The sequence below is a fragment of the Mesorhizobium sp. M0207 genome, from assembly GCF_040321995.1.
GTDB lineage: Bacteria > Pseudomonadota > Alphaproteobacteria > Rhizobiales > Rhizobiaceae > Mesorhizobium.
Genome location: NZ_JAMYSQ010000020.1, coordinates 45,946 through 71,265 on the forward strand (window position 1 = coordinate 45,946; position 25,320 = coordinate 71,265).

26 protein-coding genes and 2 pseudogenes are annotated in these 25,320 nt (G+C 63.1%); 14 read left to right on the top strand and 14 right to left on the bottom strand.

What is annotated here, in order from left to right; genetic code table 11:
- Nucleotides 1-2,502 (top strand): DNA ligase D, encoded by a 2,502-nt coding sequence (gene ligD, locus NKJ15_RS23710; protein WP_352473587.1) that lies wholly within the window; start codon nt 1-3, stop codon nt 2,500-2,502.
- A 120-nt stretch (nt 2,503-2,622) separates the two neighbouring features.
- Here the strand turns inward: ligD and NKJ15_RS23715 are convergent, their stop codons facing one another.
- Entirely contained in the window at nt 2,623-3,297 is a 675-nt protein-coding gene (locus NKJ15_RS23715; RefSeq protein ID WP_352539797.1) for an ArsR/SmtB family transcription factor, read from the bottom strand.
- Between the two features lie 68 nt (nt 3,298-3,365).
- Between NKJ15_RS23715 and NKJ15_RS23720 the strand changes: the two genes are divergently transcribed.
- From NKJ15_RS23720 to NKJ15_RS23730, 3 genes are all read left to right on the top strand, one after another.
- Nucleotides 3,366-3,581 (top strand): DUF1127 domain-containing protein, encoded by a 216-nt coding sequence (locus NKJ15_RS23720; RefSeq protein ID WP_352683672.1) that lies wholly within the window; start codon nt 3,366-3,368, stop codon nt 3,579-3,581.
- A gap of 96 nt (nt 3,582-3,677) precedes the next feature.
- Nucleotides 3,678-4,010, top strand: coding sequence for an NIPSNAP family protein (locus NKJ15_RS23725; protein ID WP_352684016.1), 333 nt, complete (start codon nt 3,678-3,680; stop codon nt 4,008-4,010).
- A complete protein-coding gene (locus NKJ15_RS23730) occupies nt 4,007-4,351 on the top strand; it encodes an antibiotic biosynthesis monooxygenase family protein (protein WP_352539800.1) in 345 nt (114 codons plus the stop codon). Before NKJ15_RS23725 ends, NKJ15_RS23730 begins: the two co-directional genes overlap by 4 nt.
- On the opposite strand, the gene mbfA is transcribed toward NKJ15_RS23730, so the two are convergent.
- Complete coding sequence (mbfA, locus tag NKJ15_RS23735) at nt 4,348-5,331, bottom strand: iron exporter MbfA (protein ID WP_352473594.1); 984 nt, start codon at nt 5,329-5,331, stop codon at nt 4,348-4,350. The two genes, NKJ15_RS23730 and mbfA, sit on opposite strands and share 4 nt — an antisense overlap.
- 179 nt (nt 5,332-5,510) lie before the next feature.
- Here mbfA and NKJ15_RS23740 point away from each other — a divergent pair, with 179 nt between their 5' ends.
- From NKJ15_RS23740 to NKJ15_RS23750, 3 genes are all read left to right on the top strand, one after another.
- Nucleotides 5,511-5,828, top strand: coding sequence for a hypothetical protein (locus NKJ15_RS23740; protein ID WP_352451855.1), 318 nt, complete (start codon nt 5,511-5,513; stop codon nt 5,826-5,828).
- 195 nt (nt 5,829-6,023) lie between these two features.
- Nucleotides 6,024-7,001: a threonine/serine dehydratase family protein gene (locus NKJ15_RS23745; RefSeq protein ID WP_352817885.1), complete on the top strand. Its 978-nt coding sequence runs from the start codon at nt 6,024-6,026 to the stop codon at nt 6,999-7,001.
- Between the two features lie 87 nt (nt 7,002-7,088).
- On the top strand, nt 7,089-7,742 hold the full coding sequence (locus NKJ15_RS23750) for a glutathione S-transferase family protein (protein WP_352817888.1): 654 nt from the start codon (nt 7,089-7,091) through the stop codon (nt 7,740-7,742).
- Between the two features lie 36 nt (nt 7,743-7,778).
- Here NKJ15_RS23750 and NKJ15_RS23755 read toward each other — a convergent pair whose 3' ends face one another.
- Genes NKJ15_RS23755 through NKJ15_RS23770 form a run of 4 tightly spaced genes read right to left on the bottom strand, consistent with a single transcriptional unit; the run spans nt 7,779 to nt 11,528 of the window.
- A complete protein-coding gene (locus tag NKJ15_RS23755; protein ID WP_352473617.1) occupies nt 7,779-8,915 on the bottom strand; it encodes an ABC transporter permease in 1,137 nt (378 codons plus the stop codon).
- Nucleotides 8,916-8,944: 29 nt separating this feature from the next.
- The gene (locus tag NKJ15_RS23760; protein WP_023679007.1) at nt 8,945-9,865 is read right to left on the bottom strand and encodes an ABC transporter ATP-binding protein; all 921 of its coding nucleotides are present in this window, start codon (nt 9,863-9,865) and stop codon (nt 8,945-8,947) included.
- Nucleotides 9,862-10,815, bottom strand: a complete 954-nt coding sequence (locus NKJ15_RS23765) for an HlyD family secretion protein (protein ID WP_352817890.1) — start codon at nt 10,813-10,815, stop codon at nt 9,862-9,864. Before NKJ15_RS23765 ends, NKJ15_RS23760 begins: the two co-directional genes overlap by 4 nt.
- Nucleotides 10,812-11,528, bottom strand: a complete 717-nt coding sequence (locus tag NKJ15_RS23770; protein WP_352817952.1) for a CerR family C-terminal domain-containing protein — start codon at nt 11,526-11,528, stop codon at nt 10,812-10,814. Before NKJ15_RS23770 ends, NKJ15_RS23765 begins: the two co-directional genes overlap by 4 nt.
- An 88-nt stretch (nt 11,529-11,616) precedes the next feature.
- Between NKJ15_RS23770 and NKJ15_RS23775 the strand changes: the two genes are divergently transcribed.
- Genes NKJ15_RS23775 through NKJ15_RS23785 form a run of 3 tightly spaced genes read left to right on the top strand, consistent with a single transcriptional unit; the run spans nt 11,617 to nt 13,867 of the window.
- Nucleotides 11,617-12,090 (top strand): CYTH domain-containing protein, encoded by a 474-nt coding sequence (locus NKJ15_RS23775; protein ID WP_352473606.1) that lies wholly within the window; start codon nt 11,617-11,619, stop codon nt 12,088-12,090.
- The gene (locus NKJ15_RS23780) at nt 12,087-13,028 is read left to right on the top strand and encodes a CHAD domain-containing protein (protein WP_352502682.1); all 942 of its coding nucleotides are present in this window, start codon (nt 12,087-12,089) and stop codon (nt 13,026-13,028) included. The genes NKJ15_RS23775 and NKJ15_RS23780 overlap by 4 nt, the downstream gene beginning before the upstream one ends.
- Nucleotides 13,029-13,069: 41 nt before the next feature.
- Nucleotides 13,070-13,867, top strand: a complete 798-nt coding sequence (locus tag NKJ15_RS23785; RefSeq protein WP_352770219.1) for a C40 family peptidase — start codon at nt 13,070-13,072, stop codon at nt 13,865-13,867.
- Between the two features lie 125 nt (nt 13,868-13,992).
- On the opposite strand, the gene NKJ15_RS23790 is transcribed toward NKJ15_RS23785, so the two are convergent.
- The gene (locus NKJ15_RS23790; protein ID WP_352770221.1) at nt 13,993-14,796 is read right to left on the bottom strand and encodes a helix-turn-helix domain-containing protein; all 804 of its coding nucleotides are present in this window, start codon (nt 14,794-14,796) and stop codon (nt 13,993-13,995) included.
- Between the two features lie 115 nt (nt 14,797-14,911).
- Here NKJ15_RS23790 and NKJ15_RS23795 point away from each other — a divergent pair, with 115 nt between their 5' ends.
- Nucleotides 14,912-15,772, top strand: coding sequence for an SMP-30/gluconolactonase/LRE family protein (locus NKJ15_RS23795; RefSeq protein ID WP_352770224.1), 861 nt, complete (start codon nt 14,912-14,914; stop codon nt 15,770-15,772).
- Nucleotides 15,773-15,787: 15 nt separating this feature from the next.
- Here NKJ15_RS23795 and NKJ15_RS23800 read toward each other — a convergent pair.
- The 3 genes and pseudogenes from NKJ15_RS23800 to NKJ15_RS23810 form a co-directional block, all read right to left on the bottom strand.
- Nucleotides 15,788-16,037, bottom strand: a pseudogene (locus NKJ15_RS23800) (sodium-independent anion transporter); the annotation flags it as partial.
- Between the two features lie 259 nt (nt 16,038-16,296).
- Nucleotides 16,297-16,998 carry a phosphatase PAP2 family protein gene (locus tag NKJ15_RS23805; RefSeq protein ID WP_352451848.1) on the bottom strand — a complete coding sequence of 234 codons (702 nt, stop codon included), beginning with the start codon at nt 16,996-16,998 and terminating at the stop codon, nt 16,297-16,299.
- A gap of 14 nt (nt 16,999-17,012) precedes the next feature.
- Nucleotides 17,013-17,351: a hypothetical protein gene (locus NKJ15_RS23810; RefSeq protein ID WP_352817895.1), complete on the bottom strand. Its 339-nt coding sequence runs from the start codon at nt 17,349-17,351 to the stop codon at nt 17,013-17,015.
- Between the two features lie 201 nt (nt 17,352-17,552).
- On the opposite strand from NKJ15_RS23810, the gene NKJ15_RS23815 reads away from it, so the two are divergent.
- The gene (locus NKJ15_RS23815) at nt 17,553-19,544 is read left to right on the top strand and encodes a PhoX family protein (protein WP_352770227.1); all 1,992 of its coding nucleotides are present in this window, start codon (nt 17,553-17,555) and stop codon (nt 19,542-19,544) included.
- A 101-nt stretch (nt 19,545-19,645) separates the two neighbouring features.
- On the opposite strand, the gene NKJ15_RS23820 is transcribed toward NKJ15_RS23815, so the two are convergent.
- The 4 genes and pseudogenes from NKJ15_RS23820 to NKJ15_RS23835 form a co-directional block, all read right to left on the bottom strand.
- Entirely contained in the window at nt 19,646-20,326 is a 681-nt protein-coding gene (locus NKJ15_RS23820; RefSeq protein WP_352539810.1) for a GNAT family N-acetyltransferase, read from the bottom strand.
- Nucleotides 20,323-20,800 (bottom strand): annotated as a pseudogene (locus NKJ15_RS23825) (MarR family winged helix-turn-helix transcriptional regulator). The gene NKJ15_RS23820 and the pseudogene NKJ15_RS23825 overlap by 4 nt, the downstream one beginning before the upstream one ends.
- A 166-nt stretch (nt 20,801-20,966) precedes the next feature.
- Complete coding sequence (locus NKJ15_RS23830; RefSeq protein ID WP_352472853.1) at nt 20,967-21,728, bottom strand: ABC transporter permease; 762 nt, start codon at nt 21,726-21,728, stop codon at nt 20,967-20,969.
- A 14-nt stretch (nt 21,729-21,742) separates the two neighbouring features.
- On the bottom strand, nt 21,743-22,669 hold the full coding sequence (locus NKJ15_RS23835; protein WP_352539812.1) for an ABC transporter ATP-binding protein: 927 nt from the start codon (nt 22,667-22,669) through the stop codon (nt 21,743-21,745).
- Between the two features lie 262 nt (nt 22,670-22,931).
- Here NKJ15_RS23835 and NKJ15_RS23840 point away from each other — a divergent pair, with 262 nt between their 5' ends.
- Nucleotides 22,932-24,305 (top strand): cytochrome ubiquinol oxidase subunit I, encoded by a 1,374-nt coding sequence (locus tag NKJ15_RS23840; RefSeq protein ID WP_352770230.1) that lies wholly within the window; start codon nt 22,932-22,934, stop codon nt 24,303-24,305.
- Nucleotides 24,302-25,306, top strand: a complete 1,005-nt coding sequence (locus NKJ15_RS23845) for a cytochrome d ubiquinol oxidase subunit II (protein WP_352457875.1) — start codon at nt 24,302-24,304, stop codon at nt 25,304-25,306. Before NKJ15_RS23840 ends, NKJ15_RS23845 begins: the two co-directional genes overlap by 4 nt.
- Nucleotides 25,307-25,320: the final 14 nt, after the last annotated feature.

Consider the following 25,320-nt stretch of genomic DNA (forward strand, 5'->3'; position numbering starts at 1 on the left):
ATGGCCAGCCTCGAGCAGTATCACGCCAAGCGCAATTTCAAGAAGACGGCCGAACCAGCCGGCAAGGTTTCGCGCGGCAAGAAAGCCGTGGCGGGTGGCATCTTCGTCATCCACAAGCATGCCGCCACCAGGCTCCACTACGACCTTCGTCTCGAGCATGGTGGCGTGCTGTGGAGCTGGGCCGTGACGCGAGGCCCGAGCCTCGACCCGCACGAAAAGCGGCTCGCCGTGCACGTCGAGGACCACCCGATCGACTATGCACCGTTTGAAGGCACTATCCCGAAGGACCAATATGGCGGCGGCTCGGTCATTGTCTGGGACGAGGGAACTTGGGTCCCCGATGGCGAACCGGCAAGGGCGATGAAGAAAGGCCATATCAGTTTCGAACTGTATGGCCACAAATTGCATGGCGCCTGGCATCTGGTGCGGCTGAAGCCGCGTCCGGGCGAAAAGCGTGACAACTGGTTGCTGATCAAATCCGACGATGCCGCCGCGCGTCCGGGCGAGGACATTTTGCAGGAGGCGCCGCAATCGGTGAAATCCGGCCTGACCATCGAAGAGGTCGGCGAAGGCAAGACCGCCGACGGCAAGAAGCCAAGCGTCTGGCAGTCCGACAGGCCGGCCGCCAGCAAAGCGAAGGCCGTCGCGGCAAGGCGGCTGGAATTCATCGAACCGGCGCTCGCAACGCTGGAGCGGGACGCCCCGCCTGGCAAGGACTGGCTACATGAGGTGAAGTTCGACGGCTATCGCATGCAGGCGCAGCTTGCCGGCACCGAGGTGCGGCTTTTGACACGCGCCGGCCTCGACTGGACCGACAAATTCGGTGGCGCAATTGTCGCGGCACTTGGCGGCCTGAAATGCACCGATGCTATCATCGACGGCGAAATCGTCGTGCTGGCGCATAATGGCGTGTCGTCATTCTCGCTGCTGCAGCAAGATCTGTCGGCGGGCCGTACGGATCGTTTCATCTACTACGTTTTCGACCTGTTGCGTCTCAACGGTGAGGATATCCGTTCAGAGCCGCTGGTCGAGCGCAAGGAAAGGCTGCGCACTTTGCTCGCCGGACAGGCCGAGGATCAGGCCGTGCGCTTCAGCGACCACTTTGCCGAGCCCGGCAAGATCATGCTGGAGCATGCTTGCCGGCTGGGGCTCGAAGGCGTCGTCTCCAAGCGCGCCGATGCGCCCTATCGCAGCGGCCGTGTCCCGTCCTGGGTGAAGTCGAAATGTACGGCGCGCCAGGAATTCGTCATCGGCGGCTACATGCCGTCGGACAAGACCGGGCGGGGCCTGCGCTCGCTGCTGGTCGGCTATCACGAGGGCGGCAAGCTGCGCTATGCCGGCCGCGTCGGCACCGGCTTCACGGCCAAAAGCACCAACGAGCTGAAGAGGAGGCTTGATGCGCTGAAGACGACAACCTCGCCCTTCGACAGGGCGGTGCCAAGGGGCAAGGGGCTGGTCTGGGTCAAGCCCGAACTTGTCGGCGAAGTGGAGTTTCGCAGTTGGACGTCGGACCGTATAATACGCCACGCGTCGTTCCAGGGATTGCGCGAGGACAAGCCGGCGGAGGAAGTCGTGCAGGAGAAACCGAAAGCACGCTCAGCCACGGCCGAGCCGAGGCCAAAGCCCGCCGAACCCGCCGGCGCGGCGAAAACCTCGGTTACGCTGTCCCGCCCCGACAAGCTTCTGTGGCCGCAGGAGAACGTATCGAAGCAGGATCTGGTCGATCACTACGCGCTGGTCTGGCCGCGCATGAAGCAATTCGTCATCAACCGGCCGCTCAGCCTCGTGCGGGCGCCGGACGGTGTTGGCGGCCAACGGTTCTTCCAGAAGCATGCCTCGGCCGGCATGCACGACAAGATCGCCGTGATGAAGGACCCCACCGACGGCGAGGAGATATTGTTCATCCGCGATTTCGACGGTGTCGTGGCCCTCGTTCAACTCGGCGTCGTCGAGATCCACATCTGGGGCTCGACCACGGACGAGCTGGAAAAACCAGACCAGATCATCTTCGATCTCGATCCCGACGAGGGTGTCGACGTGAAGGCGGTGCGTGCCGCGGCGCTCGATATCCGCAGCCGGCTCGACGAACTGTCCCTGCCTAATTTCGTCAAGACCTCGGGCGGCAAGGGCTATCATGTCCTCGTCCCGCTGAAGCCGTCGGCGGACTGGGACGAGGTCAAAGGCTTCGCCCATGAGTTCGCCCGAGCGCTCGAGCAAGCCGCACCCGACCGCTACACGGCGACGCTGTCTAAGAAGGCGCGCACCGGCAGGATATTCGTCGATTATCTGCGCAATGGCCGTGGCGCGACCACGGTCGCGCCCTATTCGTCGCGCGCCAAAAAAGGCGCCACGGTATCAATGCCGGTGACCTGGGCGGAAATCGAGGCCGGATTGCCGCCGAACGCCTTTCCGATCGGCGACAAGACGACGCTGAAGCGGCTTGGGCAAGCCGATCCCTGGGAGGATTTTTTCAAGCAGGCCAAGCCGCTCAAGCGCGGCTAGAGCAATTCCAGGAAAAGTGTGGAACGGTTTTCCGTCTGGGATTGCGTCAAAACAAAAAAGATAGAGCGGTTCGGTGTTTCCGTGAAACGACGAGCCGTTCTAGTGCGTCGAAGCGAGCCGTCAGGCGAGAAACGTCTTCTCGAACGCCTGCTTGCCTGTCGGCGAGAAAATCACCGCACGGCTGTCCTTCTCGCGCCGCGCCCATTTCTCGGCGAGGATCTTGTCGAGAATGGCGGCGCCCAGCGTGCCGGCGAGGTGCGAACGCCGCACGCTCCAGTCGAGGCAGGCCCGGCACACCGGTCGCCGCGCCTTGCCCTCGACATCGATGCCGATCGCGGCGAAATGCGAGGCGGCCGACGGCCCAAGCTGAATCTCCTCATCATCTCGCAGGAGCACTTGTCGAGCGACGAGACGGTCCAGCATCGCCACCGCCTGCTCGCCGGCGAGGTGGTCGTAGCAGACCCGCGCCACGCGCATGGCCGCGTCGCGTGGGCCAGGCCGCACTCGTTGCGGCCCGGCCGCAGCGGCAACACCTGTGATCGCCTCGATCATGCCTGCTACCTGCGGGCCGGCGAGGCCGTAGTAGCGATGCCGTCCCTGGCTTGCCAGCGTCAGCAGCCCGCCTTCCATCAGCTTCGACAGATGGGAGCTCGCTGTCGGAAGCGACACCCCGGCCTCGAGTGCCAGTTCACTCGCCGTCAGTGCCGTGCCGCCCATCAGTGCGGACAGCATGTTTGCCCGCGCTGGATCGCCCACCAGGCTGGCAATGCGGGCTATGTCAGGTCCTTCGCGCATGGTTCGTTCCTCATCGAAGCATCCTCGTCAGAAAAGCATTAGTCTCGATGCAAATCAAGGAGACAACGATGCCTGCAAGGACCATTCTCGGCGCCGCGCCTGCTCGCCGGCCGTTCCCGTTCATTGTCTTGCGCCGCTTGCGGCTGCGGCTCCTGAAGCGGTGGTACGACCGTCATCTGCAGCGTCTCGACCTCGCCGAGATCGACGATCATCTGCTGCGGGACCTTGGCCTGACACCTGAAGACGTCCGCCGCGAATGCGCGAAATCGTTCTGGCAGGCATGATCAGCGAAGGATTTGCCTAGCATATCGATCTTCGGAACGTTTCGATCCGGCTCGAACTGTGACCGCAAGAAAACATCCACCGCCAAGGAGGCGAAAATGACCATCACCTGCTTCATCCGCTACGAGATCGATCCGTTCGGCAAGGCGGCGTTCGAGGAATATGCACGCAATTGGGGGCAGGCGATCCCGCGCTGCGGCGCCGATCTGATCGGCTATTTCGCGCCGCACGAAGGCTCGGCCACCACGGCTTATGCCGCCTACAACATCGACAGTCTTGCGGCCTACGAAGCCTACCGCGCCCGGCTCGCCGCCGATCCCGCCGGTAAGGCGAATTACGAGTTCGCCCGGCGGGAAAAATTCATCCTGAAGGAGGACCGCACCTTCCTCAAGCTCGCCTCCGGGCCACATGCTCCTTTGGTAAAACCATGATCACCGTCATCTTCGAGGTCGAGCCGGCGGCGGGCATGCGCGATGCCTATCTCGGCATCGCCGCCGATCTGCGCCCACTGCTCGACGGCATCGACGGTTTCCTGTCGATCGAGCGCTTCCAGAGCCTTGCCGATCCGAACCGCATCCTGTCGCTGTCCTTCTGGCGCGACGAGGATGCGGTGAAGGCCTGGCGCAACACGCAGGAACATCGGCAGGCGCAGAAGGCCGGGCGCGGCGGTATCTTTGCGGACTATCGTTTGCGTATCGCTCATGTCGTGCGCGATTACGGCCTGACCGAACGCGCCGAGGCGCCTCAGGACAGCCAGGCGGTGAATGGTTAAGCATTCCCGATCAGCACCCCTGCCGCAAACACCAGCGCGCCACCCAGCACCACCTGGAAGGCGGCGCGCCAGAATGGGGTCTGCATGTAGCGGTTCTGCACGAAGGCGATCGCCCACAGCTCGAAGAAAACCACCACGGCGGCGACAATGGTCGCCGTCCAAAAAAGCGGGATGAGATAGGGCAGCGCATGGCCGAGCCCGCCCAGCGTCGTCATGACGCCGACGGTCAGCCCGCGTTTTGCCGGCGAGCCGCGGCCAGATAATTTGCCGTCGTCGGAAGCCACCTCGGTGAAACCCATCGAGATGCCAGCGCCGATCGAGGCGGCAAGCCCGACCAGAAAGGTCTGGAACGTATCATGCGTGGCAAAGGCGGCGGCAAAGATCGGCGCCAGCGTCGACACCGAGCCATCCATCAGCCCGGCCAGCCCCGGTTGCACATAGGTCAGGATGAACTGGCGCTGCTCGGCCGCCGCCTCTTCGTCCTTGACCGCGCCCGGCACATGCTTTTGCTCCAGCCGCTGCGCCAGTGTCTCGTGGCCCTGTTCTGCGATCGCCAGGTCGTCGAGCAGCTTTCGCGTCGACGCATCGCCTGTGCGTTTGGCCGCCTCGATATAGAACAGGTAGGCTTGGCGCTCCATGGCCTCGGCCTGGCTGCGCACATGATCGATGCCGAGCGGCCTCACCAGCCAGTCCGGCTTGCGCTCGTAATAGCCCTTCACATGTTCGCGCCGGATCAGCGGTATGCGCTCGCCGAAGCGCTTGCGGTAAAGCTCGATCAGCGAATCGCGATGGCCGTCCTCCTCCTCCGCCATCTCCTCGAACACCTTGGCCGATTGCGGAAAGCTCTCCGCCAGCCCGTCGGCATAGGCGCGATAGATGCGCCCGTCATCCTCCTCAGAGGAGATGGCGAGCGCCAGGATCTCCTGTTCCGAGAGCGATTCAAAGGGACGGCGGCCGAAGCCGAAAACGCGGGAAAGCATGAGAAATTCACCCTAGTTTAGAACGGTTCTAAACTAGAGCTTCGCACATCCTCGGTCAATCGTGCCCGCTCCACTCATGCTCAAAGGTACAGGCTTCAAAATCCCGAACACATTGCCGTTGCTATCGGCAAACGTTCACCTATATAACCGAATCTCAACCAAGAGAAAGGAACCCGCAGATGCTGGAAAAACAGCAGCCGTTTGACCCCAAGCCGGTTCTCGACCTGATCGCTAACATCGAGGCGGACTTGCAGCGCCTGAAAGGGCTGGTCGAGCAGCAGGTCGAAAAATTTGATCCCGCCAATCCGCATAACAAGGCTCCCGACGGCAAGTTGACCGAGGAGGGCGTCGAGTGCTGCTATCGCCTGTTCGACGAGGGAAAGTCGCGCTATTCGGTTGCTCAGCAGATGAAGATCTCCTTCGCCGCTGCCACCCATCGCTTCAACACCTGGCGCAAGATCGGCGGCCCCAAACGGCAAAAGACGCTGTTGGGGTGAGGGGCGGCCGGCAATGCCGGTAAATCGGCAGCGATTTGTCGAAATGACGAAGCATGGCGGAGGGCGGAGGAGAGGTGGGTGACAGTCACGCCCACTCCTGCTTCCAAGTCGAATTGTAACGGTCACATTTTTTCATTGGTGCGCGGCTTCCCTTTCCGTGCACATAGGCAGTCTCATCTCTTGCAGGACCCAGCCATGATCACCCCTCCCGGCATCGCCGATATTCACAGTGCAGCAGCGCGATTGTCCGGACTGATCGTCGAAACGCCGCTGATCGAATCGCCGGAGTTGAACAATCGCTTCGGCGCCAGGATCCTGTTCAAGCCGGAGACGTTGCAGCGCACCGGCTCGTTCAAGTTCCGCGGTGCATACAACAAGCTCTCCTCGCTCTCGGCGGAAGAACGCGCCCGCGGCGTCGTCGCCTTCTCGTCGGGTAATCACGCGCAAGGCGTTGCCGCCGCAGCGGCGATGTTCGGCGTCAAGGCCGTCATCGCCATGCCCGCCGATGCGCCGGCGATGAAAGTCGGCAATGTCAGGAAGATGGGCGCGGAAGTGATCACCTTCGACCGGGTCCGCGACGATCGCACTGCCGTCGTCCGTTCTTACGTGGAAAAGGGCATGGTCCTAGTGCCGCCCTACGACGATCCGGCCATCATCGCCGGCCAGGGCACGATCGGCCTCGAATTGATGCGCCAAGCAAGAGCGCTTGGCGTCAGCCTCGATGCAGTAGTGGTTCCCTGCGGCGGCGGCGGGTTGAGCAGCGGCATTTCGATCGCGGTCAAGGACGCCTCGCCGGGCACCGCCGTCTGGGCCGTGGAACCCGAGCATTTCGACGACACACGCCGCTCGCTGATCAAAGGCGCCAGGATGTCGAACACGCCCGGCCACACCTCGATCTGCGATGCCCTTCTCGTCGCCGAGCCGGGCGCCATCACTTTCGAAATCAACCGCAAGAATCTCGCCGGCGCCATCGCCGTTTCCGACAAGGCGGTGGCACAGGCGATGCGCGATGCGATGGCTTGTCTGAAGCTGGTCGTCGAACCCGGCGGTTGCGTCGGCTTGGCCGCGCTGTCGTCAGGCGAGATCGACCTTGCCGGGAAATGCATTGCCGTGGTGCTCTCCGGCGGCAATGTCGATCTCAGCACCTATGCCGAGATCATTGCTGCCAGCTAATATAGTAACCAATTCCAGGTGCCGGTTCGAGGCGCTCGAGCCTCCGTTGCACCCGGTCGAACCGGTACCCTTCAAAGACTGAGATCAATGAAACTGTTCTTCAGCCGCAATCCCAATCCTCGCCTCGCGGTCGCGGTGGCACGGTATCTCAACGCCAAGGTCGAGTTTGAATTCGCCTCTCCCTTCGCTCCGGGCCAGGCCGAGCGATTTCGGCCGCTCAATCCAAATCTTTCATTGCCCATCCTTATAGGTTCGGGAAAAAGCCTCTGGGAGGCCGACGCCATAGCCTGTCGGCTTTCGCGCGATATGCATTCGGATTTCTGGCGCGCTGGCGACGACGAGCCCGAGATGATCCGATGGCTGAGTTGGGGGAAAGAGAACTTCGCAAGAGCCTGCGATGTCGTGCATTTCGAACGCGGGACCAAACAGCGCTATGGGCTCGGCCCGATCGATCAGGCGCGGGTTGAGGAGGGCCTGAGCGACTTCCGCACGGCCGCTGCCATACTTGATGCCGAGCTTTCTGAGCGAGAATGGCTGGTCGGCGCTTCGGTTTCCTATGCCGACTTTCGAATGGCGACGTTTCTGCCCTTCAACGATGTCGCCCGATTGCCGCTCGATGACTATCCCTCTGTCAGTCGCTGGTATCTTAAACTCGAAGAAATCGACGCCTGGCGCGATCCCTTCGAAGGGCTCAATGCGCCTGAATTGACACCGGTCCCGGGCCAGGCCAAGTCCGTGTAAATCTCGATCATTTGCACAAGCGGATCGAGTTCGACCCTAATCCAGCGTCCGGCGGAACCGCACCAGCGCAATACCGGCGAACAGCGCCACGAACACCACCAGCCAGCCGATTTCCGTTGCCACCGCCGGCAGCTCGGCGCCCTTCAGCATCACCGCGCGGATGATGCGCAGGAAATGCGTCAGCGGCAGCACCTCGCCGAAAATCTGCGCCCAGTCCGGCATGCCGCGATAGGGAAACATGAAGCCGGACAGCATGATCGACGGCAAGAAGAAGAAGAAAGTGAGCTGCAGGGCCTGCATTTGCGTGCGGGCGATCGTCGAGATCGTGTAGCCGAGCAGCACCAGCGCCAAGACGAAGATAAGGACCGCCGTCAACAGCAGCGACATCGACCCGGTGAAGGGGATGGCAAACAGAAGCTTCGAGGCTGCCAGCACCACCAGTACCTGCACGGCGCCGACCGCCAGATAGGGCAGCACCTTGCCCAGCATTATCTCGAGCGGGCTGGACGGCATCGCCAGAAGGTTCTCCATCGTGCCGCGCTCGGTCTCGCGCGTCAGCGCGATCGAGGTCATCATCACCATCGTCATCTGCAGGATGACGCCGAGCAGGCCGGGCACGATGTTGTATTGTGAGACGGCTTCCGGATTGTAGCGCCGGTGCACCACCACCTGGAGCTGGCCCCGGGCAGCTTCGGCCGCCGTCTCCTGCATACCGCGTGCCCTGAGCAGCGCCTGATTGGCGACGGTGCCGAGCGTCGAGATGGCGCCGCTGGCGACGGCCGGGTCGGTCGCATCCGCCTCGATCAGAATCTGCGGGCTGTCGCCGCGCTCGACCCGTCGGGCAAAATCGGCGGGAATGGTGACGACGAAGGCGACGTCGCCGCGCGCCATCAGGAATTCGGCTTCGGCGGCACTTTGCGCAACATGGTCGAAGCGGTAATAGCCGGTGGTCTGCAGCGCCGAAACCATGGCCCGCGTGTAAGGATCGCTGCTCATCGTCACCAGCGCTGCCGGCAGGCTCTTCGGATCGTTGTTGATGGCATAGCCGAACAGCACCAGCTGCATCAGCGGTACGCCGAGCATCATGGCGAAGGTGATGCGGTCGCGCCGCATCTGGATGAACTCCTTGATCAGCAGCGCGCCTAGCCTGGCGAACGAAAAGATGCTGTCTATCCCATTTTTCATCCCATGTTGTCCTTCTTTCATCCCATGTTGTCCTTCGAACCGGACATGAACTGGATGAACACATCTTCCAGGCTGGTCTCGCCGGGCGTCACCGTAACGCCCTCGTGCTCTTTCTCGACATCGGCGAGCGCTGCCTGAAGTGCCGTCCTGTCGGAGCCGACGACATGCAGCGTCGCGCCGAACGGCGCCACCTGGTCGACGCCGGGGCGGCCATGAAGTGCGGCAGCGACCTGATCGAGCCGCGGCCCTTGCAGGACGAAGGTGGTCAGCCCGGCATTCCTCACCACGTCCTCGACCGTGCCGGTGGCCAGCATCTTGCCGTAGGAGATGTAGCTGATGCGGTGGCAGCGCTCGGCTTCGTCCATGTAGTGGGTGGAGACCAGCACGGTCAGGCCGCCGCTCGCCAGCCGGTGGATCTCGTCCCAGAATTCGCGTCGCGCTTTCGGGTCGACGCCCGCCGTCGGTTCATCGAGCAGCAGCAGTTTCGGCTTGTGCATGATGCAGGCGGCCAGCGCCAGCCGCTGCTTCCAGCCGCCGGACAGGGTGCCGGCCAACTGGTTCCTGCGCGATGTCAGGCCGAGCTCCTCAAGCGTCTTAGCAACGTGCTCGTCGAGCGGCTTCAGCCGGTAGAGCCGTGCCACGAATTCGAGATTCTCGCCGATCGTGAGATCTTCGTAGAACGAGAATCTCTGCGTCATGTAGCCGACTTCGCGTTTGATCCGCAGGCTGTCGGTGCGGATGTCGAAGCCCAGAACGGTGCCTTCGCCCTCATCCGGCGTCAGCAAGCCGCACATGATGCGGATGGTCGTCGTCTTGCCCGAGCCGTTCGGCCCGAGGAAGCCGACGATCTCGCCCTCGGCCACAGCCATAGTCACATGATCGACGACGGTCTTGTCGCCGAAGCGTTTGACCAGGCCGTGCACGTCGATGACGTTCATTTTCCGATGTCCGCCAGATCGACGTCGACGATCTGCCCGGGCTGCAATGCGCTGGCGTCGCCCTCCGGCCGCGCTTCGACCAGATAGACCAGCTTTTGCCGGGTCTCGAGCGAGTAGATCACCGGCGGCGTGAATTCCGGATCCGGCGACACGTAGCTGACGCGAGCCTTCACGCCCGATCCGCAGCCGTCGCAATGGACGTTGAGCAGCGTGCCGACGTCGACCGAGGAGAACGCGCTTTCCGGCACATAGACGCTGAGCTTCACCGCGCCATCCGGCAGCATGGAGATGACCGGCGCGGTCGGCCCGGCCGTGTCGCCAGGATAGCGGATGACATCGTTGACCCGGCCGGGCGAGGGCGCCGTCAGCACGCGCTTCGACAGCCGCCATTGCGCTTGCTCCAGCGCCGACTGCGCCTGCCTGACCTGATTGTCGGCGGCCTTGATCGTCTCCGGCCGTGCCGGCAGGCCGCCGACGGCGAGATTGGCCTCCGCCTGGCCGACCTGCGCGTTGGCCGTCTCCAGCGTCGCGGAAGCCGTGTCGTAGTCGGCCTGTGTGCCGGTGCCGCGTTTGAACAGATCGCTGGCGCGGATGTAACGGCGTTTGGCGTCGGCGGCTTGCGCCTTGGCCATGTCGAGCTGCGCCTTGAGCACCGCAATCTCTTCAGGCCGCTTGCCGACCTGCAGGTCGGCAAGTTGCGCCTGGGCCTGCGCAAGGGCCGCCTCGGCTTGTGCGATGGCGATCTTGGCGTCGGCGTTTTCCAGCGTCACCACCGGCGTGCCGGGCGCGACGCGGTCGCCGCGCTTGACCGCAATCGTCTCGACCTGCGCCACCTCGATCGGCGCGAGCAGGACGTAGTCGCCCTCGACGTAGCCGACGGCGAGCGGTGCTCCCGGCGCGCAGGCGCTGAAAAGCTGGGCGGCAAGCGGCAAAGAACAGAGCAGGCTCATGATCCACGATCCTTCCGGACAGCCAAATCGCGCCGAGCCAAAATCGCGCTGAGATTATCCGTCACCACCGCCGCGATCTTTCCGGCCTCGTCATTGCCGATCTCGCGCCAGCCCATGCGGCGCATAACCGCCTCGCGGCCGATGCGGAAATAGACGACCTGGCCAATCAGCGTGAACACGGTGAGTTTTGTGCGCTCGCTCTCGGCCGGCTCGCCCGTCGCCTGTTCCCAGATCAGGCAGAGCCGGTTATGCGCCGGTTCGAACACGCCGTCATAGATACGGTCGAGCGCCGCGGTAGGATGCGACAGCTCGCGCAGGACGAACTGTACAATCTCGCCGGCTTCCGGCCTTGCCGCGATGAAGGCGACCATCCGCTCCAGTGCGACGGCTAAATGTGCCCGCGCGGCCTCGGTGTCGGCCAATGCCGCGACCGGCGCCTGCAGATTGCCGATCGCCTGGCCGGCAACGGTCTGGATGGTGTCGACGATGTAGTCGGCCGCCGCGTTGCGGAGCCCTTCCTTGCCGCCGAAATGATAGGCGATCGAGCCGATATTGGCCTTGGCCTCCGCCGCGATCTGGCGCGTCGAGGTGCCGTCGAAACCTTGCCGTCCGAACAGTTTCAACGCCGCGCGGACAAGTGCCGCCCGCGTCATATCGGCGGCGGTCTTGGGCGCCTCATGAGGAAGGCCGCTGGCGCTGGGCGATTTGATCATGGCCAACAATTTAATCAATCGAATGATTAAAGTCAAGTGCGGTCAAGCGGCTTGCCAACTCTGGCCGTGCGCGCTTTAGTGCCTGGCCATGGGCAAGGAAATCGAGCGTAAATTCCTGGTCTCAGGTGAGGAATGGCGGGCAATGGTCGAGGCGGACATTCATATCCGTCAATTCTATCTTGTCGCCGAACCCAGCCGTACGGTTCGTGTTCGCATCAGCAACGATGCGGCCGCCAAGCTGACGCTCAAGTTCGGCAGCCAGGCACGCGAGCGCGATGAATTCGAATATCCGGTACCTTTGGCGGAGGCGCAGGAGATGCAGGCCTTTGCCATCGGACATGTCATCGAGAAGACACGCCACCATGTTAAACATCGCGGCTATCGCTACGAAGTCGATGTCTTCGGCGGGACGCTTGCGGGGTTGGTGATCGCCGAGCTCGAGACGCCGGATGATATACAGGACGAAATGCTGCCACATTGGCTCGGCCGTGAAGTCACCGGCGAGCCGAGATTTTACAACGCGTCGCTCGCCCTTGGGGGGATTCCGGAGATCGTCGCATGAGCTTTCGTATCGATCCGCGCATGTCGCTGACCGGAGAGGTCAGGCGCATCCTCGCCGAGGAGATCGGCAAGGTGATCGACCATCTGAACGCGGCGCGTGACAGGCCCGAACCGGGGCTGCACAAATGCCGCAAACGGCTGAAGAACGTCCGCGCCTTGCTGCGCCTTGTCCGTTCCGGAGACGAAACATTCTGCGTGACGGAGAATCAGTGCTACCGCCAGGTGGCGGCCCTGCTTGCCGGCCCGCGCGAGGCGACCGCGCTGGTCGAAACAATCGACCGGCTGGCGGCAAGCTTTCCCGAGCAAAGTGCCGGCGATGGCCTCGGTGCCGTCCGTGACAGGCTCGTCGCGCGCCAGCATGAACTGCATGGCGGAGGAGGCCTCGATGCTGCGATAGGCGCGGCGATTTCCGCTTGCGAGGAAGGTGTCGCCCGGATCGACAAGCTCGCTCTGCCCGACAAGCCGGAGCAGGCTGCCGACGTGCTCGCCGAAGGCGCGCGCACCACTTTGCGCCGTGCCAGGAAAGCGCTGGACAAGGCGGCTTCGCGCGGCGAAGCCGATGACTTTCACGACCTGCGCAAGGCGGCCAAGACGCATGGCATGCACCTGTCGCTGCTCGGCCGGCTGTGGCCGACGCCGATCAAAACGCGGCGCAGGGCCGTCGACGAATTGGGCGAGCGGCTCGGCGAGCTGCACGATGTGTTCGTCATGCGCGCGCTTCTCGATGCCGAGGACCAGCCACTCGGTCCTGCTGAAGAGACGCGGTTGCTTGCCAAGCTGCTGAAGCGTTCGGAAAAGAGCTTGAAAAAGACCTGCCTCGCCGAGGCGGCCGAGCTTTTCGGCGACAGCCCGAAGCGCTCGACGAGGAAGTTCGCCCGTAAGGCGCGCGAAGATCTCACAGTTGCGCACGAAGACGCCGGCACGCCTGGCGTGGGCTGATCATGGTCTAACTTGCCGCCCTGTGGTAATCGCCGTCTGGCATGACCGAGCCCGGCGACACGCTTCTGGACCGACTTGGCCGCTGGCTTGCCGGCCGGCTGCAGGAGGAATCGTCCGGCTACGAGCCTTACACGCCGTCGGACGCCGAAACGTTGCGCCGAACGCTCGAGCCCGGCGACATCCTGCTCATCGAAGGCAACCAGAAGATCTCGGCGGCGATCAAATACCTCACCCAGTCGACCTGGTCGCATGCCGCCTTCTATATCGGCGATGCATTACCGGAGTCGGAGGACGGATCGGAGCGGCGGCGCCTGATCGAGGTCACGCTCGGCGATGGCTGCATCGCCGTGCCGCTGTCGCGCTATCGCAGCTACAACACCCGCATCTGCCGGGCGAGTGGCCTGGCTCCGGACGATCGCGAAGCGGTCGTCGCGTTCATGATCGGCAGGCTCGGTCTCAGATACGATCTCAGGAACATATTCGACATGCTGCGCTACTTCTTGCCGACGCCGCCGGTGCCGGTGCGCTGGCGCCGCCGCATGCTGGCTTTCGGTTCCGGCGACCCGACGCGCGCCATCTGCTCGTCGCTGATCGCCGAGGCGTATGGCCTGATCCGCTACCCGATCCTGCCGGAGATTACCCGGGCGCCTGGCCGTGCCTCGGCCCAGTCGAGCTATTCGCGCAGGGAAATCCTGCACATCCGCCATCACTCGCTCTACACGCCGCGCGATTTCGACCTGTCGCCCTATTTCCGTATTGTCAAGCCGACGCTGGAATACGGCTTCGACTACCGGCAGATGGTCTGGGATGACAAGGTAGCGACCAAGACTGCCGAATAGCCGCTCGATCTTGTGTTTGAGCAGGGGCCCTTTGAGAACCGGTTTGCGGCCGATACTCAGGGGTAAGAAGCTCAGTCAGACTGGCTGCCGCCAACAGCCCGGACTCGGTCGTTCTGCATTTTGACCTAGGCCGGCAGACGTCGTCCGTTTGCGGCAGCCGCAACTCGATCGTCGGTCCGTGCGCCTGCGTCGCGCGGATGCGGCCCGATCGGCATGATCACCGGGAACGGCGTTGCGCCGAACGCAAACGTCCATTTGTAGCCGACCAGTCGGTCTTCAGGCGTCGTGTGCTGGTCGTGATGAGCAAGCAATTTGGCGCGCTCCGCCAATTCCTCCGCCTCGCGCCTGACCATTTCCGCCGTTTCCGGCCGCATCCGCCTGGAGAAGCTGACGAACGTCGACTCGCGCTCAAGATGGGTGATGGCCCAGCCGATGAAATTCTTGTTGGTCGTCTCGAACAGCGGCCGCAATGGCCCCTCGAAATTCCACTGGATCGGCGCCTCGATCAGCAGCCTTGCCGACAGGCCGCGACCGAGCGCGACCAGGCTGAGTTCCTCGAGCTCGCGCAGATAGAGGAACATCGAAGCCTCGCTCAGCCCTTGTGAGCGCATGATGCCTTCGGGCGTGAATTTCTCGGAAAGCATGACAAAGACGAACAGCAGTGCCGGCCGCCCGGCGAGCTTGCGCTCGATCTCCGGCGCGATCTGGTTGGCGGGTCCTGGTCCTCTGTTCATAGAGCCGAGCACGTTCTCCAACTCTACGCCGGCGGCAGTGCAGATCTCCATCAGCCGGTCGAGCTTGCAGTTGCGCTCGTGGAAGATGCGCTTCACCGTCGGCTCGGAAACACCCATCCGCTCGGCAAGGACGCGATAGGTGATGCCCTTTGCCTTAAGCGTCCGCTTCAGCGCTTCGAAGATCAGGCCGTTCATGGGATGCACCTCTTTTGCACGATTTGGTATCAGCCTTCGGTACTAGTCCTGATAGCTCTTCCCGAAAAGTATCGAAAAGCCTAGCTCTCCGCCAGTCCATTACAGGAGACTAGCCATGAAGAGCCTCTTCACCTCGATGCTTCTCGCCCTGGTCGGCATCGCAGCCGCGCCGGCAGTTCAGGCCGCTGAACTGTGGCGCACCGGCGGCCTCGAGCAGCCTGAATCGGCGCTGTTCGACGCCGCCGGCCAGCGCGTTGTCGTCTCGAACATCGTCGGCAATCCCGGCGAAGCCGACGGCAACGGCTATCTGTCGATCCTGTCGATGGACGGCAAGCTAGTCACGCAACACTGGACCGACGGCATGGACGCGCCCAAGGGCATGGCGATTGTCGGCGGCAAACTCTACGTCGCCGACCTCACCCATGTGCGCGTCGTCGACCTCGCAAGCGGCAAGCTAACATCGACGATCGACGTGCCGAACGCGGTCTTTCTCAACGACGTGACCGCCGACGCGTCCGGCAAGATCTACGTCACGGATATGCTTGCCGATACGATCTATCGCATAGACGGCGACCGGCCCGAACTGTTCGTCAGGGATGCGGCGCTTGCTTCGCCGAATGGCATCTTCGCCGATGGCGGCCGGCTGATCGTCGCTTCCTGGGGCAAGGGCATCAAGCCCGACTTCAGCACCGCGGAGCCGGGCGGCCTGCTCTCGGTCGATCTTGCTACCAAGGCCGTTTCGCCACTGACTGGCGCGGAAAAGTTTGCCAACCTCGATGGCGTCGTTGCCATCGGCGGCAGCATCTACGCCACTGCCTATATGACCGGCACGCTCTACCGCTACAAAGCCGGCGGCACGCCGCAAGCGGTTGCGACGTTCAAGCCGGGCAGCGCCGACATCGGCACCGACGGCAGGTCGACAATCTTCGTGCCGCTGATGAACGAGGGCGAGGTCTCAGCGTTGGGCCTCGACTGAGCCGGCGTTGCCAGTTCAGGCGACGGGCGCGGCTCTCCTCAGCTGCGCCCGCGCATCCGTGATCGAGGCGCATAAGTCACCAGCGGCCGCTTGACGCCGTGGTTGATCAGCATGCGGCGTATCCTGCGCTGAAGCGCCTGATATAATGAAGCGAACGCCGGCGCGGCTCGCCTTGTGGGCCCGCGCCCTCGATGACATTGGCTGCCGTCGAATCGAAGAACGGCACCGCCGAACAATCGAGGATGAAGTTCCTGCGCTGGCGTGGTCGGCGACGTCTTTCTGCACCAAGGATTGATGATCTGCCTCCAAACATGCAGCACTCTTTGCCAGCCGATGCGCTGTCATGCTACAAACCTCGGCATCGTTTGGCGGGACATCCGCTGCGATCCCGATTTCACAGGAACGACCTCAAAAGGATGAGCGGGTGAAGATATTCAAAGCGTTGGCAACCTCGACAGCCTTGCTGTCGATGGTTTTCCTGCTGGCAGGCTGCGGTCATGGCCTGATCAACAGGCTGATTTGAGTCAGGTGCCGTCGGCCCGCCCAAGCCATCGCTGCAGGAACCGTGCCGCAAGCCAGCACAGCATCGCCCAGGCAAAGCCGGCGCACCAGCCGGCCAATACGTCGGACGGCCAGTGGACGCCGAGATAGATGCGGCTGATGCCGACCACCACTGTCGTCAGCACCGCCAGCCCGAGTACATAGATCTTCGTTGTGCGCCCGGGCAAAACCCGCGCCGCCATGCTGCCCAGCGTCAAATACGTCACCGCCGACAGCATGGCGTGGCCGCTCGGAAACGAAAGCGATGCCACATCGGCGAGATGCGAGACCAGATCGGGGCGCGGCCGGTCGATGTCGAATTTCAGCACGCTTGACAGGAGCTGGCCGCCCGCTACCGCGACGAACATGAGAAGCGCCGCGCCTGGCCTGCGGATAAGGAGCAGATAGACGATCATTGCTGCCGTGATCAGCAGCAGTACGCTGGCGCTGCCGAGGCTGGTGATGTCGCGCATCGCCCCTTCCAGCCACGCCGGTCCGATCGGATTGTCGGGCTGGCCGGCTTTGCGGAAGGCAAGCAGGATTTCGGTGTCGAAGGCATGCGGCGTGGTCGCCCGCGCCAGCTCCATCAGCTCCTCGAACCCCCACAGCCCGCCGGCAATGACCAGCCCGGCCAGCAGAACCGGGAACTCCAGCCAGTTGGGCAGTCTGCTTGCAATCTTCTTCATCGGCCCGATCGCAGTTACAGCCTTTGCAGATAGGGCCCGAGCGTGATCAGCGCCACAGCTGCGATGGCAAGCACGATGCCGGTTGCCTGCAAGGCATTGACGCGTTCGCCGAAGAAGACCAGCGCCACCACATTCACCGACACCAGCTGGATCACCGCCGACAGGCTGAACGACACCGACATGCCGAATTCACGGATCAGCCTCAGCATGATCAGATTGCCCAGCGAGTAGAGCGCCAACGTCAGCACGATCTTGCCGAGGCTCGGCGCCAGCCCCCACTGTTTTGCGGCCATCGCCGCCAGCAGGAAGATCACCGTCGAGACGCAGAGCTGCCCAAGTCCCAAGAAACTCACTTTTGTTCCTCCCGATGCGGTCCCTACCGCCTGCCGCAGCTCTTGTTTCCGAAGCGCCGGTCGCGGTCAAGCGGGGCCGATGTTGGATACGAAATCGCAGGTGGCAATTTAGCCGGCATGTCATCAAACTGTGACCTGCCGGTAATACCGGATTGGCAAGGCAACACGCTCCAGCAATCCATCCAGCCAGAGGCAGGCCCTATGACCGAACATCGCACCCCTGACGCCCATTTCCGCACCAGCCTGCTCGAGGAAAACGATGGGCCAGGAGCCAATCCCACCGACAACCGCACCATGGGTGAGATCATCGCCGCGCGGTTCTCGCGCCGCGGCTTCCTCAAGGGTTCGCTTGCCGTCTCGGCCATAGCCGCTACCGTCAGCCCGCTGGCGCTGATCACCGCCGACAACGCCCGCGCCGCCAAAGGCTCCGCCTTCGCTTTCGACGAGCTCGAGGCCGGCATCGACGACAAGCATCACGTCGCACCTGGCTATGACGCCGACGTGCTGCTGCGCTGGGGCGATCCGCTGTTCGCCGATTCGCCGGGATTCGATCCGACAAAACAGTCGGCGGAAGCCCAGGCCAGACAATTCGGCTACAACAACGACTATGTCGGTTATATCCCGATCGACGGCTCGGCCGAGCACGGCCTGCTGGTCGTCAATCACGAATACACCAATCCGCACCTGATGTTTCCGGGTCTCGTCACCATCGTCGATGGCAAAGCCAAGCAGGCGCCCCTCAGCAAGGAGCAAGTCGATGTCGAGATGGCCGCGCATGGCGGCACTATCGTCGAGATACGCAAGGTATCAGGCAAATGGCAGGTCGTTCGCGACGGCAAGCTCAACCGCCGCATCACCTCCAACACCGAGATCGCGCTCTCCGGCCCGGTCGCCGGCCACGACCGCGTCAAGACCAGCGCCGATCCGACCGGCACGAAGGTCATCGGCACCATCAACAATTGCGCCGGCGGCGTCACGCCGTGGGGCACCTATGTCATGGCCGAGGAGAACATCCACGGCTATTTCTCGGGCGAGCTGCCGCAGGGGCATAAGGAAGCCGCCAATTACAAGCGCCTCGGCATTCCCGAAGGTGCCTATGAATGGGCAGCGCATTACGACCGTTTCGACATCGGCAAGGAGCCGAACGAGCCGAACCGCTTCGGCTGGATCGTCGAGGTCGACGTCCAGGATCCGACTTCGGCGCCGAGGAAGCGCACCGCGATGGGGCGCTTCAAGCATGAGGGCGCCGAATCGATCGTCGCCAAGGATGGCCGTGTCGTCTTCTATCTCGGCGACGACGAGCGCTTCGACTATGTCTATAAGTTCGTCACCACAGGCAAGTTCGATCCGGACAACCGCGCCGCCAACATGGATTTGCTCGACGACGGCACCTTGCATGTAGCCAAGTTCGCCGACGACGGTTCGGTCGAATGGCTGCCGATCGCCTTCGGCCAGGGGCCGCTGACGGCGGAGAACGGCTTTGCCGGCGAGGCCGACGTGCTGATCGAGACGCGCCGCGCCGCCGACCTGCTCGGCGCCACCAAGATGGACCGCCCGGAAGACATCCAGCCCAATGCCGCCAACGGCAAGGTCTATGTCATGCTGACCAACAATTCGAAGCGCAAGGCCGACCAGGTCGACGCTGCCAACCCGCGTGCCGAAAATGCCTTTGGCCACATCATCGAGATCGTCGAGGACGGCGGTGATTTCACCGCGACAAAGGGCAGGTGGGAAATCCTGCTGAAATGCGGCGATCCCGCTGTGGCCGACGTCGGCGCCACCTTCTCGACCGCAACCACCGCCAATGGCTGGTTCGGCATGCCGGACAATTGCACGGTAGATTCGGCTGGCCGCCTCTGGGTCGCCACCGACGGCCAAGGCCCGAAAGCCACCGGCCGCACCGACGGTCTGTGGGCTGTCGATACGGAGGGGACGGCACGGGCGACATCAAAGCTGTTCTTCCGCGTGCCGATCGGCGCCGAAATGTGCGGTCCCCTGTTTGCGCCGGACGACCAGACCGCCTTCGTTGCGGTCCAGCATCCGGGCGACGGCGGCGAGGACTGGGAGGCTTTCGGCCGTCCGTCCTACTATGAGGATTTGTCGACGCGCTGGCCCGACTTCAAGCCGGACATGCCGGTGCGCCCGGCGGTCGTTGCCATCACCAGGCAAGGCGGCGGCAAGATCGCGGTCTGACACGCAGCAAGGTCTTGCAGTCTCAAGGAAGGATTTCGGCGGTACGAAATCCTTCCTTCCGATACCGGATGCATCCATGCTGCGCATCATGCGCCGACTAATCATTCGGTGCGCTGAACCACGGCCACATTCATTGTGCTTCGCAACCTGAAGCCGATGGACTCGTATAACGCTATGGCCGCGGCGTTGCTGGCATAGGCGTGGAGATAGGGAACTTCGCCGCGCGCCACTATCCGGTTTGCCACGAATAGGGACAGCAGCTTTCCTAGGCCACCGCCGCGAAATTCCGGATGTGAGCACACCCCGCTGAGTTCGGTATAACCAGGTTGCTTCATGCGCTCGCCGGCCATTGCCGCGAGCCTGCCCTCGATTTTCACACCCCAAAAATCGCCCAGGCTCAAGGCTTCGAGCGTGAATGGGCCAGGCTTGGTGAGCAATGCCAGGGCGAGCATCTCAGCAGCATCGTCTCGGGTCAGACGATGCACGCGCGGGTCGGAGACGATCTGCAATGGCTGCTCGGCGATCATCTGAACCCCGGCTGCGGTCGAAGTCGCGGAAAGCCCCGTGGGCAGAGCAATCGCGTCCGCTTGAAGCAGGATCACACTCTCGCCCGGGGAGACAAGCTTTTCGAGCGCCCGCAGGCTTTCCGGGTCGTCCGCGCCAGTGGCGGCGAAAGGGACGATCGACGGCCGATATCGCATGGCGAGGTTGTCACCCTCCGCGAAGGCCCGATGTCGCGTCTGAAGCCCGCTCCAGATAGGGCGGTCGAGCAGATGTCTCATTGCGCGGCACCCTCAGGCTTATTTACACGACGGTCGAGAGGAGCAGCGGCGAGGCCGTCCTCGATGGCAGCCAGCTGCTCAAGAAGCGGCCCCGAAAAACCTGCGCACAAATCCGCGACCACGTTCTCGATGCAAGGCCAGACGTCGCGCTTTGCGACATCGACCAGCCGCCGCCCGTCCCGAGTAAGCGAGACGATCCTGCGCCGCTGGTCATCGGTCGAGCAGTCCCAATTCGGCCAGAAGCGAGACGCTTCGCGTTACGCCTGGCTGCGCGATGCCAAGGGATTGCGCCAGTTCCCCGACCGACAGCGGACCCAGCCTGTCGAGCGCGGCCAGCAGCGGGTATTGGCTCGCCTGAACCGGGACATCCAGCCTGTCGAGCAGGCGCTGCGCCTCCGCTTGCAGTTGCTCGCCTATACGCTTCAGCCTGCTGCCCAGGCACAGAAAGCCAAGCGATCGTATGACGTCTTCCATAGGCCAATTCATCCCCATGAACATCGATAACATGATATATAACAATGCATGAAAAGCAAGATCGAGGCATTCAAGCGCGGGTTCCAGGCATCGGGCGCAGGCCTATCGCCTTCGGCAAGGAAAGGTCGATCGGTCAGGCTGCTTCGCCTGGACGAGGCCCGTTCGATCAGTTGCGCAGCCGGTAGCCGGTCCTGAAGATCCAGGCGACGATCGTTATGCAGATGAGCAGGAAGACCACCGTCATGCCGAGGCTGACGCCGACCGAAACGTCGGACTTGCCGTAGAAGCTCCAGCGGAACCCACTGACCAGGTAGACCACCGGGTTGAACAGCGTCACCGTGCGCCAGATGCCGGGCAGCATGTTGATCGAATAGAAGCTGCCGCCGAGGAAGGTCAGCGGCGTGATGATCAGCAGCGGCACCAGCTGCAGCTGCTCGAAGCTCTTCGCCCAGATGCCGATGATAAAGCCGAACAGGCTGAAGGTCACCGCCGTCAGCACCAGGAAGGCGAGCATCCAGAACGGATGCTCGATCGTCAGCGGCACGAACAGCGAGGCCGTCGCCAGGATGATCAGGCCAAGCACGATCGACTTTGTCGCCGCGCCCCCGACATAGGCGATGACGATCTCCAGATAGGACACCGGCGCGGACAGCAATTCGTAGATCGAGCCGACGAATTTCGGAAAATAGATGGCGAAAGAGGCGTTGGAGATCGATTGCGTCAGCAGCGACAGCATGATCAGCCCCGGTACGATGAAGGCGCCGTAGCTGATGCCGTCGATCTCGGTGATGCGCGAGCCGATGGCCGAACCGAAGACGACGAAATAGAGCGACGTCGAAATCACCGGCGAAACGATGCTCTGCAGCACAGTGCGAAGGGCGCGCGCCATCTCCACCCGATAGATCGCCCATACCGCATGAAGATTCATGGCCGCGCGCGGGTTCATGCCGGTTTCCTCACCAGATTGACGAAGATCTCCTCGAGCGAGCTGTTTTCGGTATCGATGTCGCGGAACTGGATGCCGGCCGCCTCGAGCTCGCGGATCAGCGAGGCGACGCCCGGTCGTTCGCTCTGGTTGTCATAAGTATAGGTCAGCTGTCCGCCATCCGGCGAAAGCTCCAGCGCGTAGTGCGAAAAAGCATCGGGAACGGTGGCCAGGGGACTGCGCAGTTCCAGCACAAGCCGTTTGCGGCCAAGCTTGCGCATCAGCTCGGCCTTGTCCTCCACCAGCACGATCTCGCCGCGGTTGATGACGCCGACGCGGTCGGCCATCGCCTCGGCTTCTTCGATGTAATGCGTGGTCAGGATGATGGTGACGCCGTCTTCGCGCAGCCGGCGCACCATCGCCCACATGTCCTGGCGCAGCTCGACATCGACGCCTGCCGTCGGTTCGTCGAGGAACAGGATGCGCGGCTCGTGCGACAGCGCCTTGGCAATCATCAGCCGGCGCTTCATGCCGCCGGACAGCGTGATCGCCTTGGCGTCCTTCTTGTCCCAGAGCGACAGGTCGCGCAGCACTTTTTCGACGAACGCCTTGTCCGCCGGCTTGCCGAACAGGCCGCGGCTGTAGTTAACCGTCGCCCACACGCTCTCGAAGGCGTCGATGGTCAGTTCCTGCGGCACCAGCCCGATCAGACTGCGCGCGGCGCGGTAGTCGCGGTTGATGTCATGGCCGTCGACGGTGACGGAACCCGACGAGCGGTTGACGATGCCGCAGACGATCGAGATCAGCGTTGTCTTGCCGGCGCCATTCGGCCCGAGCAGCGCAAAGATCTCGCCGCGCACGATGTCGAGATTGATCTCCTTCAGCGCCTTGAAGCCGGTGGCGTAGGTCTTGGAGACCCCGGAAATCGAGATGATCGGCTGCATGGCTGAAAACGACTGCTTGAAACAGAGTTGTTGGTTTAATCCGCTGAATGTCGGTCCGCAAATCCGGATGTCAATGGCGCTCCCGACAGTTCTGGACATCGAGGTTCGCCGGAATAGGCAACACCTGCCCGGTCGTCCAGCCAAATTCCACGCAAAAGCAGATTAACCGCACTGCGGCGTTCCGCCTCGCGGCGGGACGCCGCTTTGACCGTCCGGTGCATCAAGCCTATCCTTCAACAAACAAGCAGCAGCCGGAGCCGCCATGGACCCGCTCATTCTGTCGCGCATACAGTTCGGCGCGAACATCTCGTTCCACATCCTGTTCCCGGCGATCACCATCGCGCTCGGCTGGGTGCTGCTGTTCTTCAAGCTCCGCTACAACGCGACAAACGATTCCGCCTGGATGCGCGCGTATTTCACCTGGGTTAAGGTATTCGCGCTGTCCTTCGCCATGGGCGTGGTTTCCGGCGTCACCATGAGTTTTCAGTTCGGCACCAACTGGCCGGGCTATATGGAGACGGTCGGCAACATTGCCGGCCCGCTGCTGGCCTACGAAATCCTGACCGCCTTCTTCCTCGAGGCGGCGTTCCTCGGCATCATGCTGTTCGGCTTCCGCCGCGTCTCGAACCGCGTCCATACGCTGGCGACGGTGCTGGTGGCCGGCGGCACCACCTTGTCCGCCTTCTGGATCATCGCGCTCAATTCGTGGATGCAGACACCGGCCGGTTTCGAGATGCGCAATGGTGTTGCGCACGCCACCGACTGGTGGGCCGTTGTCTTCAATCCGTCCATGCCCTACCGGCTCGTTCATATGCTGCTTGCTTCGGGGCTGACCGTCTCGTTCCTGATCGCCGGCCTGTCGGCGCTGCGCTATCTCTACGGCGATCGCTCGGAATCGATGTGGAAGGCCCTGCGCACCGGCGTCTTCACCGCCGCTATCCTGATTCCCATCCAGATCTTTGCCGGCGACCAGCACGGCCTCAACACGCTGGAACACCAGCCGCAGAAGATCGCCGCCATGGAAGCCAACTGGAACACCGGTCCCAACGTGCCGTTGGTGCTGTTTGCTCTTCCCGATGAAGCGGCCAAGCAGAACAGGTTCGAGCTCACCATTCCGGATGGCGCCAGCCTCATCCTCAGGCACAGCGCCGGCGGCATCGTGCCGGGTCTGAACGATTATGCCGGCAACCATCCGCCGGTATTTCCGGTGTTCTGGGGCTTTCGCATCATGGTCGGCACCGGCCTCCTGATGCTCGCCGTCTCCTGGTCGGCGGCCTTCTTCCTCAAGCGCCGCCACGGCCTGCCCAAGCCGCTGGCGCTTGTCATGGTGCCGATGGCGCTGTCCGGCTGGCTGGCGACGCTGGCCGGCTGGTACACCACCGAGATCGGCCGCCAGCCCTGGCTGGTCACCGGCGTGCTGCTTACCGCCGATGCTGTCGGGCCGGTCGCCGGCAGCCATGTCGCGCTGTCGCTCGCGGTCTATCTCATCCTCTATGTGCTGCTCTTGATCGCCTATCTCGGCGTGTTGGTGCATCTGGCATTGAAGGCGGCGAAGGATGGGGACACCTCGCCGCTACCGGGCGTCATGAACAGGCCGCTGTCGCAGCCGGTTGCGCAACCAGGAGAAACATCATGAGCGTCGACTGGCCGACCCTGCTGCCTCTGATCTTCGCCGGGCTGATGGGCCTCGCTATCCTGATCTACGTCATCCTCGACGGCTTCGATCTCGGCATCGGCATCCTGTTCGCCGCAGCCGAAGACACCGAGCAGGATACGATGATCGCCGCCATCGGCCCGTTCTGGGACGCCAACGAGACCTGGCTGGTGCTGGCGGTCGGCCTGCTGCTGGTCGCCTTCCCATTGGCGCACGGCACCATTCTGACGGCGCTCTACATTCCGGTCTTCGTGCTGCTGGTGGGTTTGATCCTGCGCGGCGTCGCCTTTGACTTCCGCGCCAAGGTGCCGGCCGGCAGGAAGCACCGCTGGAACCGCATCTTTTTCCTCGGCTCGGTCATCGCGTCGCTGGCGCAAGGTTATATGCTCGGCGTCTATGTGCTCGGCCTCGACGTCGGCCCTGGCGGCGTCGCTTTCGGCGCGCTGGTGGCGCTCTGCCTTGCCGCGGCCTACGCGGCGATGGGAGCGGCCTGGGTCATCTACAAGACGGAAGGCGATCTGCAGAAGAAGGCGGTGCTGTGGCTGCGGACGGCGCTGGTGCTGACCGCGCTCGGCATGGTCGCGGTATCGCTGGCCACGCCCTTTGCCAGCGCGCGCATCTTCGACAAATGGTTCGTCTGGCCGGCCATGCTCTATTTGTCGCCGCTGCCGATCCTGTCGGCAGTGCTGTTCCTGTGGCTGTGGCGCCAGACCTTCCATCTGCCGAAACCCGGCGACCGCCACGCGCTGCTCCCGTTCCTGACATTGGCCGCGATCTTCACGCTCGGTTTTGCCGGCCTCGCCTGGTCGTTCTACCCCTTCGTGGTGCCCGACCGGCTGACCATCTGGCAGGCTGCTTCGGCACCCGAAAGCCTGGCGGTCATCCTGGTCGGGACGGTCGTCGTGCTGCCGATCATCATCTTCTATTCGTTCTTTGCCTACCGGGTGTTCGCCGGCAAGGCGACGGATCTGACCTATGACTGACCGGCATCGCCGTC

What these genes read in the sequence shown, in the direction of transcription:
- NKJ15_RS23845 (WP_352457875.1), top strand. Translation starts at nt 24,302, where the DNA reads ATGAGCGTCGACTGGCCGACCCTGCTGCCTCTGATCTTCGCCGGGCTG.
- NKJ15_RS23840 (WP_352770230.1), top strand. Translation starts at nt 22,932, where the DNA reads ATGGACCCGCTCATTCTGTCGCGCATACAGTTCGGCGCGAACATCTCG.
- NKJ15_RS23715 (WP_352539797.1), bottom strand. Translation starts at nt 3,297, where the DNA reads ATGCGCGAAGGACCTGACATAGCCCGCATTGCCAGCCTGGTGGGCGAT.
- NKJ15_RS23815 (WP_352770227.1), top strand. Translation starts at nt 17,553, where the DNA reads ATGACCGAACATCGCACCCCTGACGCCCATTTCCGCACCAGCCTGCTC.
- NKJ15_RS23790 (WP_352770221.1), bottom strand. Translation starts at nt 14,796, where the DNA reads ATGAACGGCCTGATCTTCGAAGCGCTGAAGCGGACGCTTAAGGCAAAG.
- NKJ15_RS23775 (WP_352473606.1), top strand. Translation starts at nt 11,617, where the DNA reads ATGGGCAAGGAAATCGAGCGTAAATTCCTGGTCTCAGGTGAGGAATGG.
- NKJ15_RS23770 (WP_352817952.1), bottom strand. Translation starts at nt 11,528, where the DNA reads ATGATCAAATCGCCCAGCGCCAGCGGCCTTCCTCATGAGGCGCCCAAG.
- NKJ15_RS23745 (WP_352817885.1), top strand. Translation starts at nt 6,024, where the DNA reads ATGATCACCCCTCCCGGCATCGCCGATATTCACAGTGCAGCAGCGCGA.
- NKJ15_RS23785 (WP_352770219.1), top strand. Translation starts at nt 13,070, where the DNA reads ATGACCGAGCCCGGCGACACGCTTCTGGACCGACTTGGCCGCTGGCTT.
- NKJ15_RS23830 (WP_352472853.1), bottom strand. Translation starts at nt 21,728, where the DNA reads ATGAATCTTCATGCGGTATGGGCGATCTATCGGGTGGAGATGGCGCGC.
- NKJ15_RS23780 (WP_352502682.1), top strand. Translation starts at nt 12,087, where the DNA reads ATGAGCTTTCGTATCGATCCGCGCATGTCGCTGACCGGAGAGGTCAGG.
- NKJ15_RS23740 (WP_352451855.1), top strand. Translation starts at nt 5,511, where the DNA reads ATGCTGGAAAAACAGCAGCCGTTTGACCCCAAGCCGGTTCTCGACCTG.
- NKJ15_RS23805 (WP_352451848.1), bottom strand. Translation starts at nt 16,998, where the DNA reads ATGAAGAAGATTGCAAGCAGACTGCCCAACTGGCTGGAGTTCCCGGTT.
- NKJ15_RS23720 (WP_352683672.1), top strand. Translation starts at nt 3,366, where the DNA reads ATGCCTGCAAGGACCATTCTCGGCGCCGCGCCTGCTCGCCGGCCGTTC.
- NKJ15_RS23835 (WP_352539812.1), bottom strand. Translation starts at nt 22,669, where the DNA reads ATGCAGCCGATCATCTCGATTTCCGGGGTCTCCAAGACCTACGCCACC.
- NKJ15_RS23795 (WP_352770224.1), top strand. Translation starts at nt 14,912, where the DNA reads ATGAAGAGCCTCTTCACCTCGATGCTTCTCGCCCTGGTCGGCATCGCA.
- ligD (WP_352473587.1), top strand. Translation starts at nt 1, where the DNA reads ATGGCCAGCCTCGAGCAGTATCACGCCAAGCGCAATTTCAAGAAGACG.
- NKJ15_RS23820 (WP_352539810.1), bottom strand. Translation starts at nt 20,326, where the DNA reads ATGAGACATCTGCTCGACCGCCCTATCTGGAGCGGGCTTCAGACGCGA.
- NKJ15_RS23750 (WP_352817888.1), top strand. Translation starts at nt 7,089, where the DNA reads ATGAAACTGTTCTTCAGCCGCAATCCCAATCCTCGCCTCGCGGTCGCG.
- NKJ15_RS23760 (WP_023679007.1), bottom strand. Translation starts at nt 9,865, where the DNA reads ATGAACGTCATCGACGTGCACGGCCTGGTCAAACGCTTCGGCGACAAG.
- NKJ15_RS23730 (WP_352539800.1), top strand. Translation starts at nt 4,007, where the DNA reads ATGATCACCGTCATCTTCGAGGTCGAGCCGGCGGCGGGCATGCGCGAT.
- mbfA (WP_352473594.1), bottom strand. Translation starts at nt 5,331, where the DNA reads ATGCTTTCCCGCGTTTTCGGCTTCGGCCGCCGTCCCTTTGAATCGCTC.
- NKJ15_RS23765 (WP_352817890.1), bottom strand. Translation starts at nt 10,815, where the DNA reads ATGAGCCTGCTCTGTTCTTTGCCGCTTGCCGCCCAGCTTTTCAGCGCC.
- NKJ15_RS23725 (WP_352684016.1), top strand. Translation starts at nt 3,678, where the DNA reads ATGACCATCACCTGCTTCATCCGCTACGAGATCGATCCGTTCGGCAAG.